At 64.8% G+C, this 10,207-nt stretch carries 10 protein-coding genes; 7 read left to right on the top strand and 3 right to left on the bottom strand.

The annotated features are described in order from the left end of the window. The coding region (locus tag LPZ50_RS16050) for a M17 family peptidase N-terminal domain-containing protein (RefSeq protein ID WP_329957668.1) at positions 1–280 on the bottom strand (280 nt) is incomplete at its 3' end. Between the two features lie 54 nt (positions 281–334). Here LPZ50_RS16050 and lptF point away from each other — a divergent pair. Then, a complete protein-coding gene (gene lptF / locus LPZ50_RS16045) occupies positions 335–1,447 on the top strand; it encodes an LPS export ABC transporter permease LptF (RefSeq protein ID WP_230662535.1) in 1,113 nt (370 codons plus the stop codon). Here lptF and LPZ50_RS16040 read toward each other — a convergent pair. Continuing rightward, positions 1,435–2,355 carry a LysR family transcriptional regulator gene (locus LPZ50_RS16040; protein ID WP_230662533.1) on the bottom strand — a complete coding sequence of 307 codons (921 nt, stop codon included), beginning with the start codon at positions 2,353–2,355 and terminating at the stop codon, positions 1,435–1,437. The two genes, lptF and LPZ50_RS16040, sit on opposite strands and share 13 nt — an antisense overlap. Positions 2,356–2,493: 138 nt before the next feature. On the opposite strand from LPZ50_RS16040, the gene LPZ50_RS16035 reads away from it, so the two are divergent. From LPZ50_RS16035 to LPZ50_RS16020, 4 genes are all read left to right on the top strand, one after another. After that, positions 2,494–3,708 carry an ABC transporter substrate-binding protein gene (locus LPZ50_RS16035; RefSeq protein WP_230662531.1) on the top strand — a complete coding sequence of 405 codons (1,215 nt, stop codon included), beginning with the start codon at positions 2,494–2,496 and terminating at the stop codon, positions 3,706–3,708. Positions 3,709–3,774: 66 nt separating this feature from the next. After that, a complete protein-coding gene (locus LPZ50_RS16030) occupies positions 3,775–5,268 on the top strand; it encodes a CoA-acylating methylmalonate-semialdehyde dehydrogenase (RefSeq protein ID WP_230662529.1) in 1,494 nt (497 codons plus the stop codon). Between the two features lie 294 nt (positions 5,269–5,562). Then, positions 5,563–6,507 (top strand): CysB family HTH-type transcriptional regulator, encoded by a 945-nt coding sequence (locus tag LPZ50_RS16025; protein WP_230662522.1) that lies wholly within the window; start codon positions 5,563–5,565, stop codon positions 6,505–6,507. A 188-nt stretch (positions 6,508–6,695) separates the two neighbouring features. Continuing rightward, the gene (locus LPZ50_RS16020; RefSeq protein WP_230662520.1) at positions 6,696–7,007 is read left to right on the top strand and encodes a DUF2325 domain-containing protein; all 312 of its coding nucleotides are present in this window, start codon (positions 6,696–6,698) and stop codon (positions 7,005–7,007) included. Positions 7,008–7,042: 35 nt separating this feature from the next. Here LPZ50_RS16020 and LPZ50_RS16015 read toward each other — a convergent pair whose 3' ends face one another. Further along, positions 7,043–7,681 carry a C40 family peptidase gene (locus tag LPZ50_RS16015; RefSeq protein WP_230662518.1) on the bottom strand — a complete coding sequence of 213 codons (639 nt, stop codon included), beginning with the start codon at positions 7,679–7,681 and terminating at the stop codon, positions 7,043–7,045. 206 nt (positions 7,682–7,887) lie between these two features. Here LPZ50_RS16015 and LPZ50_RS16010 point away from each other — a divergent pair, with 206 nt between their 5' ends. Continuing rightward, the gene (locus LPZ50_RS16010; RefSeq protein WP_230662516.1) at positions 7,888–9,777 is read left to right on the top strand and encodes a propionate--CoA ligase; all 1,890 of its coding nucleotides are present in this window, start codon (positions 7,888–7,890) and stop codon (positions 9,775–9,777) included. Further along, positions 9,774–10,181 (top strand): GlcG/HbpS family heme-binding protein, encoded by a 408-nt coding sequence (locus LPZ50_RS16005; protein WP_230662514.1) that lies wholly within the window; start codon positions 9,774–9,776, stop codon positions 10,179–10,181. Before LPZ50_RS16010 ends, LPZ50_RS16005 begins: the two co-directional genes overlap by 4 nt. Positions 10,182–10,207: the final 26 nt, after the last annotated feature.

Below are 10,207 nucleotides of genomic sequence, written 5' to 3'. Positions count from 1 at the left end.
GTTCGGCCGCGGCGTGCGCGCGCGCGCCGTATTCGCCTTGCTTGCCCAGCCCCACCAGCACCACGCGCTGGGCCGATACGCCGGGCAGGGCACGCAGCACCAGCGTGGCGCCCGCGCGGCCGCGGAATTCGGCCTTCACGACATTGCGCACGGCGTTGTTGCTGGCGCGATCGATGATGTCGGCCGCGGGGCTGAGTTCGCCGTCGGCGTACACGCCCACGGCCAGTGCGGCGGTCTTGATCTGATGCAGGGAGGCGGTGGTCTGTGTGCTAAATTCCATGGAGGATTCCCGTGTGCGTGGTGCAGTGCGGTTGATTATCCCGCATATTTTCACATGTCTCTATTCAAACGGTCTGTCGTCTCAGAGATCACCAGTCATGCGGGCGTGGTGTTTTCCACGCTGGTAGTGGTGTGGCTCAGCGTATTGTTGGTGCGCCTGCTGGGCGAGGCCGCCGGTGGCACCATCGGTGCCGACGTGGTGCTGGGCCTGGCGGCGTTTTCCACCATTACGGCATTGCCCACGGTATTGGCGGTGTCGCTGTTCATCGCGGTGCTTACCACCGTTACCCGCAATTATCGCGAATCGGAAATGGTGGTGTGGTTCGCCAGCGGCCTGTCGCTGGCCGACTGGCTGCGCCCGGTGCTGCGCGTGGCCGTGCCCGTGGCCGTGGTCACCGCCGTGCTGACCCTGGTTGCGTCTCCCTGGGCGTATCGCCAGATCGCGGAATACCGCGAACGCTTCGAACAGCGCTCCGACCTGTCGAAAGTCACCGCCGGCCAGTTCGCTGAATCGAATGAGGGTGCGCGGGTATTTTTCGCCGAGGAACCGGCCAGCCCCGAAGACGAGTTGGGTAATGTGTTCGCCCGGGAAATCGGCCCCGAATGGCACAGCGTAATGACGGCCAGCGGCGCCCGCATCCAGACCGAACCCAACGGCGACCGCTTCCTGGTGCTGGGCCGCGGCCATCGCTACGACCTGAAACCCGGCACGCCCGAGATCCGCCTGGTGGATTTCGACAAATACGGCGTGCGCCTGGAAAGCCGTTCCGGCGACCCCATCGCCGAAGCGCGCGCGGCCGCCGAGCGTTCCAGCAAGGCCCGCCCCACGCTGCAACTGATTGCCGACGATACCGATAGTTCGTGGGCCCAGATCATGTGGCGCGTGGCCATGCCGCTGGCGGCCTTGAACCTGGCGCTGCTGGCCATTCCGCTGGGGGCGGTGAACCCGCGCCTGGGCCGTTCGGGCGACCTGCTCATCGCGGGCATGGTGGGGCTGCTGTACATGAACCTGATCAACCTGTCGCGTGCCTGGATCAGCGGCGGCAAGCTGCCCTTCGGGGTGGGTATCTGGGCGGTGCATGTGGTGGTGCTGGGCCTGGCGGTCTATCTGTTGATGCGGCGCCTGCGCGTGAAGGCGCCCAAGCAGGCCCAGGTTCACGGCAAATAGCGCATCGCGCCCTGGCGGCCCGCCAGCAATTCGGTATTGCGCATGATGGACCGGCGCATGAAGTCCCACAGCACGGCCATGCGCTTGAGCTTGTGCAGGTCTTCGTGACAGTACATCCAGAAACTGCGCGTGATGGCGATGTCTGCTTCCAGCACCGGCACCAGCCGGGGGTCTTGCGCCGCGATGAAGCAGGGCAGAATGGCCAGTGACCGCCCCTGCAGCGCCGCGTGATATTGCGCGATCACACTAGTGCTGCGCAGCGTCACGCGGCTGTCTGGCAGCACGTCTTCCAGGTAGCGCAGCCGTTCGCTGAACAGCAGTTCATCCACGTAGCCGATGAAAGTATGGTGGGCCAGGTCGGCGCGCGTGCCGATGGGCGCATGCCGGCCCAGATACTGCGGCGTGCCGTAAAGCCGCAGCGTGTAGTCGCACAGCTTGGTGCACACATAAGGCCCGCGTTGCGGGCGTTCGATGGTGATGGCCAGGTCGGCCTCGCGCTTGGACAGGCTGACAAAGCGCGGCACGGGCAGGATGTCCAGGGTGATGTGTGGGTAGCGGCGCTGGAAGTCGGCCGCCAGTGGCGTCAGCACGTAGCTGCCGAAGCCCTCGGTGGCGCCGATGCGCAAGTGGCCCGACAGTGCCTGCCCGATGCCCGACAGGTTTTCGCGCGCGGTGTGCACCGCGCTTTCCATTTGCTCGGCGTAGACGAACAGCCGGTGGCCGTCGTCGGTCAGCACGAACCCGGTGCTGCGCGATTTTTCGAACAGCAAAGAGTCCAGCTCGGCTTCCAGCGCGCGGATGCGGCGCGACACCGTGGTGTGTTCCACCCCCAGTTTCCGAGCCGCCGCGCTGACGCGCTGAGTGCGTGCCACCTCCAGGAAATAGCGCAGGCTATCCCAATCCAGCATGTGGGTTTCCTTGGTTATTTATGCACAACGAATGTGCAATTTGTGCTGTTGCTTGAAGATTTTTACACATCTACACTAGGCGGGCTGGACCCGCCAGGGGCCCGCCGCGACACCAATAACTATCACCGGAGACAAATCATGAAACTGCACGCTCGCGGGCTGACCGCAGGTTTGTGCCTGGGCGCCCTGTTGGCGGGCCCGGCCATGGCGGCCGAGCAACCCCCTGTCAAGATCGGCGTCCTGACGGACATGTCGGGCACGTACGCGGCCATGGGCGGCCCGGGTTCGGTGGCGGCGGCCCAACTGGCCATTGACGACTGCCTGGCCGCCGAGTGCAAGGGCATGAAAATAGAACTGGTGTCGGCCGACAACCAGAACAAGGCCGACGTGGGGGCTTCGCGGGCACGCGAATGGTTCGACCGGGACGGCGTTACGGCCATCGCCGACCTGACCAATTCTGCGGTGGCGCTGGCGGTGCAGGGCATTGCGCGCGAAAAGAACAAGGTGGTGATGTTCTCGGGCCCCGCCACCACGGCGCTGACCAACAAAGAATGTTCGCCGGTGGGTTTTCACTGGATGTTCGATACGTATTCGCAATCGGCCGGTGGCGCCAAGGCCACGGTACGCGCCGGCGGCAAGTCCTGGTACTTCATTACGGTGGACTACGCTTTCGGGCATTCGCTGGAGGCCGATACTACCAAGGCCGTCAAGGCACTGGGTGGTAACGTGGCCGGTTCGGTGCGCCATCCGCTGAATGCGCCCGATTTCGCGTCGTACCTGCTGCAGGCGCAAAGCTCGCAGGCGCAGGTGGTGGCGCTGGCCAACGGCGGCCAGGACACGGTCAATGCCGTCAAGCAGGCCCGCGAATTCGGTATTGTCGAAGGCGGCCAGCGGCTGGTGTCGCTGCTGATCTTCCTGTCCGACCTGCGCGCGCTGGGCCTGGAGAACGCCCAGGGGCTGTCTTACGTGGATGGCTTCTACTGGGACTACGACGATGCCACGCGCGCGTGGTCCGGCCGCTTTGAAAAAGCATTCCGCGGCCTGAAGCCCACCATGACCCAGGCCGGCGTGTATTCCAGCGTGCTGCACTATCTGCGGGCCGTGGCGGCCACGGGCAGCACCGACGGCCGGGCGGTGGCCGACAAGATGCGCGAACTGCCCATCAAGGATCCGATCATGCGCAATGCCAGCATCCGGCCCGATGGCCGCGTGATCCACGACATGTACCTGTACGAAGTGAAGAAGCCGGGTGAATCCAAGGGCGGTTGGGACTATTCCAGGCTGATCGCCACCATTCCGGCCCAGGAGGCCTTCCAGCCGCTGGCAGACTCGACCTGCCCGCTGTTGAAATGATGAATCCCATTTTCGAAGCGCTACGCGCTTCCCCGATTGAATCCGTTTATCTACGAGGAGCAACTCATGAGTGAAGTTCCCAGCGTACCGCTGCTGATCGGCGGCCAGCTCGTGCAATCCAAGACGACTGAATGGCGCGACGTGATCGACCCGGCCACGCAGAAAGCAGTCGCCCGCGTTCCCTTCGCCACGCGCGAGGAACTGGACCTGGCGGTGGCCAACGCCAAAGAGGCTTTCCAGACCTGGCGCAATACCGGCCAGGGCGCGCGCATGCGGGTCATGCTGAAGCTGCAGCAGCTGCTGCGCGAGAACACCGGCAAGCTGGCCGAGATGATCACCCGCGAACACGGCAAGACACTGCCCGACGCCGAAGGCGAAGTGGGCCGGGGCCTGGAAGTGGTGGAGCATGCCTGCTCGATCGCCAACCTGCAGCTGGGTGAATACGCCGAGAACGCCGCCGGGGGCATCGACGTCTACACCCTGATCCAGCCGCTGGGCGTGTGCGCCGGCATTACGGCGTTCAACTTCCCCGTGATGCTGCCGTGCTTCATGTTTCCCATTGCCATCGCGTGCGGCAATACCTTCGTGCTCAAGCCGTCCGAGCAGGATCCGACCTCGTCGCTGTTCCTGGCCCAGCTGGCGCTGGAAGCCGGCCTGCCGCCGGGCGTGCTGAACGTGGTGCATGGCGGGCCCGAGATCGCCAACGGCCTGTGCGAGCACCCCGACATCAAGGCCGTGTCGTTCATCGGCTCGACCCGGGTGGGTTCCGAGATCTACCACCGTGCCTCCAACGCCGGCAAGCGCTGCCAGGCCATGATGGGCGCCAAGAACCACTGCGTGATCCTGCCCGATGCCGACCCCGAAGTGGCGCTGAATCAACTGGTGGGCGCGGCTTTCGGCGCCGCGGGCCAGCGCTGCATGGCCGCCTCGGTGGCCGTGCTGGTGGGCGAGGCGCGCAACTGGCTGCCCGACTTCGTCGAGCGCGCCAAGCGCCTGAAAGTCAATGCCGGCACCGACCGGGAAGCCGACCTGGGCCCCCTGGTGTCGCCCAATGCCAAGAAGCGCGTCGAGGGCCTGATCCAGCAAGGCGTGGATGAAGGCGCCAAGCTGCTGCTGGATGGCCGCAACCTGACGGTGCCGGGCTTCGAGCAGGGCAATTTCGTGGGCCCCACTGTATTCGAGGGCGTGACGGAGAACATGACCATCTACACCGAAGAAATCTTCGGGCCGGTGCTGTGCGTGGTGGGCGTGGACACTCTGGAAGACGCGGTCGAGTTCATCAACCGCAACCCCAACGGCAATGGCGTGGCGCTGTTCACCCAGGACGGCGGCGCGGCACGCTTCTTCCAGAACAACATCGACGTGGGCCAGGTGGGAATCAACATTCCCATTCCCGTGCCGGTGGCGTGGTTCAGTTTCACCGGCTCGCGCGGCTCCAAGCTGGGCGATCTGGGTCCCAATGGCAAGCAGGCCGTCAGTTTCTGGACCCAGACCAAGACGGTCACTGCGCGCTGGTCGGCGCATGGCCGCACGGTCAACACCACGATCTCGATGCGCTGAGCGCGAAGCAAGCGGGCGCTTTGCAGGGGTACTGCCGGGTGTCCGGCTCCGAAGGTGCCGGACACCGTTGTGTGCCACGACGGTCTTAGTTAGACGATGTCTGGCACCCTGGCGGGAGCCGGACACCTGGTAGCGGCGGCGCAGACTCGCCGCGGCGGCTAAGGTAGCGCCATGGTCAGGCGCAGATCTTGGGAACGGCCCTTCCGGCTTGGCTGTCCCTCTAAGGTTATAACCAGAAATAATATAAAACAGGTTCTATATTACCTATAATTGGCCGATCTATCAGGGGCCATCATGAACCTGCAGCAATTCCGATTCGTGCGCGAGACCATCCGCCGGGACTTCAACCTGACTGAAGCGGCGCGCATGCTGTATACGTCGCAGCCCGGCGTATCCAAGGCCATCATCGAGTTCGAGGATGAGCTGGGCATCAAGATTTTCGAGCGGCATGGCAAGCGCATCAAGGGGCTGACCAAGCCCGGCCTGGCGGTGTCGCAGGTCATCGACCGCATCATGCGCGAGGTCGACAACCTGAAAAAAGTCAGCGACGAGTTCGCCCGCCGCGACGAGGGTGGCCTGGTGATTGCCTGCACCCACACCCAGGCGCGGTATCTGCTGCCACGGGTCATTCCCGGGTTCCGCAAGCAGTTTCCCAAAGTGCATTTGTCGCTGGCGGAAGGCAGCCCGGCGCAATTGGCCGAGATGGTGCTGCATGAGCAGGCCGACCTGGCGCTGGCGACCGAATCGCTGGCCCTGACTCCGGGCCTGGCCACCTTGCCCGTATATGCCTGGGAACATACCGTGGTGGTGCGGCCCGACCATCCCCTGGCCGAGCTCACCTCCAGCGCCGCCCGCAACATTACGCTGGCGCAGTTGGCCGAGCATCCCATCGTGACCTACGACCGCGCCTTCACCGGCCGCACCACGATAGACGAAGTGTTCGCCAGCCAGGGCATCCACCCGGATATCGTGCTGGAAGCCATCGATGCCGACGTCATCAAGACTTATGTGGACGTGGGCCTGGGCATAGGCATTATCGCGGGGGTGGCCTACGACCCGCGCCGCGACGGCAACCTGGTGGGGCTGCCCGTGGGCCATCTGTTCGGCACGCACACCACGCGCGTGGGCGTGAAGGCAGGGGTGTTCCTGCGTGATTACGTCTATACCTTCCTGGAAATGATGGCGCCCAGCCTGACGCGCGACGTGGTCACCGAAGCGGTCCAGGGCAGCCGCGCCTGAGCGCCCGACGCCCGCATGCAAGCCCGGCTCCGGCCGGGTTTTTGTTTCAGGGCGATGACAATGAGGGATGCTATGCCCGGGCAGTCGGCGATTAAAATAATTAAATAAGAACCGATCTCATTTGTGTTGACTAAAAAATAGGAATCATTATCATTAACTCCACTTCTCAACGATCTGGAGTCAATATCATGGCAACAGCGCTTAGCGCAGTAGTAGTGGGCGCGGACAGGCTGGGAAATATTCCAGACCTGCTGAAAGGCCACAACATCTCGATCACGCATCACATCAGTGGGCGCGATCCTTCGCACCAGAAGAAAACGCTGCAGTTGCCGTCGGGCACGCAACTGGTCATTCTGCTGACCGATTTCCTGGGCCACAACGTCATGAAGACTTTCCGCAACGCGGCCCAGCGCGGTGGCATCCGGGTGGTGGCGTGTCGGCGTTCGGTGTGCAGCATGCAGCAAGCCCTGCAGCAATGCGGCTTGTGTTCCATGCACTGATGGCGGGCTGACGGGCCGGGGATTTCCCCGGCTTTTTACGGGGTGCCGCTGTCGCGGGTGGCGGCCACCAGGGCGCTTTCCAGGCGCCGCGCGCCGTTGTAGCGTTTGGTCCAATAGGCCATCGTCATTTTTTCGATGCGCACCACGCCACCCGAACTGGGTGCATGCACGAAGCGGTTGTCGCCCAGATAAATGCCCACGTGCGAATAACGCCGGCCCAGGGTGTTGAAGAACACCAGGTCGCCCGGCTGTAGCTGTTTCTTATCGATGGCCGTGCCCATCAGGGCCATGGCCGACGAGTTGCGCGGCAGTTTCAGGCCCAGCGCGCGCTGGGCGGAATAGGTGACCAGCCCGCTGCAATCGAAGCCGGTGTCGGGCGACGAGCCGCCATAGCGGTAGCGCACTCCCAATTGATCCAGGGCCTCGCTGACGAGCGGGTCGGCGATGGCTTGCTGCCGTTCGCGGCTGAGTTTGCGCTGGACCAGCGCGCCGATGGGGTCTGCGGACGCCGAGGCGCGGGCCAGATCCTGGGGGCTGAGCGCGTCGCCGTCGGCGCCGCGGCGCCCGCTGTTTCCCGCACAACCGGCAAGCAGCACGCACAGGCCGATGGCCAGCAGCGCCGGGCCACGGCCTGGTTTGTTCGGGGAATCCGTACGCGCAAATTGCCGGTGCATGCCTGCCCGAAGGAGCCGCGAGGCTCGCGGTTGCTGGAGAAATTGCCGCGATTCTAGCAAATGCCCGATTTCAAACGGAAATTTAGTGACCGGCGGGCCGCGCGGCATGGGGAATTCCCCATGATTGCTGGCAAGCCTGATGCAAGCTTTGGCGTTCACAATAGCGGCAACAGATCGCAGAATCGAAGCCACTCCGGAGACAGTCCATGCAGAAAACCCGAGATTTCCATCGCCGTTCCATCGACGACCGCGATGCGTTCTGGCGCGACGAGGCCGAGCGTATCCACTGGGAACAGCCCTTCGACCAGGTGCTGGATTATTCGCGCCCGCCCTTTGCTCGCTGGTTCGTGGGCGGACATACCAATCTTTGCTACAACGCCGTCGACCGCTGGCTGCCGCAACAGGCCGACCAGCCGGCCCTGATCTGGGTGTCCACCGAAGTCGATCAAGAAATCACGTACACGCGCCAGCAACTGCACGATGAAGTCAACGCGGTGGCCGCCATGCTGCGCGAACAGGGCGTGGGCCGCGGCGACCGCGTGCTGCTGTACATGCCCATGGTCCCCGAGGCCGTGTTCACCATGCTGGCTTGCGCGCGCCTGGGAGCCGTGCATTCCGTGGTGTTCGGCGGCTTTGCCTCGGTGAACCTCGCCCAGCGCATCGACGATGCGGCGCCCAAGGTGGTGGTGTCGGCCGATGCCGGATCGCGCGCGGGCAAGGTCGTGCCCTACAAGCCCTTGCTCGACAAGGCGTTGGGCCTGTGCGCGCGGCCGCCTGGCGCCGTTGTCGTGCTGAACCGCGGGCTGGCGCCGTGCCAGCTGCAGCCCGGGCGCGACCACGACTACGCCGGGCTGCGCGCGCGCCACCAGGGCACGCACGTGCCCGTACAGTGGCTGGAATCATCCGAACCCAGCTATATCCTGTACACCTCGGGCACTACCGGCAGGCCCAAGGGGGTGCAGCGCGACGTAGGCGGCTATGCGGTGGCGCTGGCCTCGTCCATGGAATACCTGTTCGACGGCAAGCCAGGTGATACGTACTTCTGCACCAGCGACATAGGCTGGGTGGTGGGGCATTCGTACATTGTCTACGGCCCCCTGATCGGCGGGCAGGCCACCATTCTGTACGAAGGCACCCCGGTACGGCCCGACGGCGCCATTCTCTGGAAGCTGGTGGAGCGCTTCAAAGTGAACACACTGTTCTCCGCGCCCACGGCCGTGCGAGTGCTCAAGCGCCAGGCCCCCGAATTGCTGTCGCGCCACGACCTGTCGTCATTGCGGGCGGTTTACCTGGCCGGCGAGCCGCTGGACGAACCCACCGCGCAGTGGATTTCGCAGGGGCTGGACAAGCCCATCATCGACAACTACTGGCAAACCGAGTCCGGCTGGCCCATTCTTTCGGCGCAACCCGGCGTGGAACGCGTGCCCACGCGTTTCGGCAGCCCGTCGTTCCCGGTATACGGTTTCGACGCGCGCATCGTCAGCGAGTCCACCGGGGCCGACCTGGGGCCGGGCGAGAAAGGCGTGGTGGCCATTGCGCCGCCGCTGCCGCCAGGCGCCATGTCCACCATCTGGGGCGACGACGAGCGCTTCGTGCAAACCTATTTCACTTCCATTCCCGGCCGGCAGCTGTATTCCACCTTCGACTGGGGCCGTGTCGACGAAGACGGGTACTGGTTCATCCTGGGCCGCACCGACGATGTGATCAATGTGGCCGGTCACCGCCTTGGCACGCGCGAGATCGAAGAGTCCGTCAACAGCCACGCCGGCATTGCGGAGTGCGCCGTGGTGGGCGTGGCCGATGCGCTGAAAGGGCAGGTGGCGATGGCCTTCGCCGTGCTGAAGGATCCCGGCCAGGCCGCCAGCGCCGAGGCCGCGCGTGCGCTGGAAGGCGATATCATGCGCGTGGTGGAGGAACAGCTGGGCGCGGTGGCGCGGCCGGCCCGCATCCGGTTCGTGGCCGCCCTGCCCAAGACCCGTTCGGGCAAGGTGCTGCGCCGCGCCATTGTCGCGGTATGCGAAGGGCGCGACCCGGGCGACCTCACCACCATCGAAGATCCCTCCTCACTCGAACAGATCAAGGAATCGCTGCAATGAAAACCAAACCCACGCTGACCGCCGAAGACGTCAAGCAAGTGCTGGCGGCCGCCGAAACTCATGCCGTGAAGAACGGCTGGGCGGTCACCATCGCCATCGTCGACGATGGCGGCCACCCGCTGGGTCTGCTGCGCCTGGACGGCGCCGCGCCGATTTCCGGCCGCATCGCGCCGGCCAAGGCGCAAACCGCGGCGCTGGGCCGCCGCGAATCGCGGCTTTACGAAGAAACCATCAACAATGGCCGCCAGGCGTTCCTGTCCGCCCCCTTGCTGGAAGGCATGCTGGAAGGCGGCGTGCCCATTGTGGCCGACGGCGAAGTAGTGGGCGCGGTAGGGGTGTCGGGCGTGAAATCGTCCGAAGACGCCGAGATCGCCCGGGCCGGCATTGCGGCGCTGGGCCTGTGACACGGCCGCTGCCGCCCGAGGCGGGG

The organism is Bordetella petrii, assembly GCF_020991325.1.
Lineage (GTDB): Bacteria > Pseudomonadota > Gammaproteobacteria > Burkholderiales > Burkholderiaceae_B > Bordetella_A > Bordetella_A petrii_E.
This window is presented reverse-complemented; position numbering and strand designations above follow the sequence as displayed.

What these genes read in the sequence shown, in the direction of transcription:
- lptF (WP_230662535.1), top strand. Translation starts at nt 335, where the DNA reads ATGTCTCTATTCAAACGGTCTGTCGTCTCAGAGATCACCAGTCATGCG.
- LPZ50_RS16040 (WP_230662533.1), bottom strand. Translation starts at nt 2,355, where the DNA reads ATGCTGGATTGGGATAGCCTGCGCTATTTCCTGGAGGTGGCACGCACT.
- LPZ50_RS16035 (WP_230662531.1), top strand. Translation starts at nt 2,494, where the DNA reads ATGAAACTGCACGCTCGCGGGCTGACCGCAGGTTTGTGCCTGGGCGCC.
- LPZ50_RS16030 (WP_230662529.1), top strand. Translation starts at nt 3,775, where the DNA reads ATGAGTGAAGTTCCCAGCGTACCGCTGCTGATCGGCGGCCAGCTCGTG.
- LPZ50_RS16025 (WP_230662522.1), top strand. Translation starts at nt 5,563, where the DNA reads ATGAACCTGCAGCAATTCCGATTCGTGCGCGAGACCATCCGCCGGGAC.
- LPZ50_RS16020 (WP_230662520.1), top strand. Translation starts at nt 6,696, where the DNA reads ATGGCAACAGCGCTTAGCGCAGTAGTAGTGGGCGCGGACAGGCTGGGA.
- LPZ50_RS16015 (WP_230662518.1), bottom strand. Translation starts at nt 7,681, where the DNA reads ATGCACCGGCAATTTGCGCGTACGGATTCCCCGAACAAACCAGGCCGT.
- LPZ50_RS16010 (WP_230662516.1), top strand. Translation starts at nt 7,888, where the DNA reads ATGCAGAAAACCCGAGATTTCCATCGCCGTTCCATCGACGACCGCGAT.
- LPZ50_RS16005 (WP_230662514.1), top strand. Translation starts at nt 9,774, where the DNA reads ATGAAAACCAAACCCACGCTGACCGCCGAAGACGTCAAGCAAGTGCTG.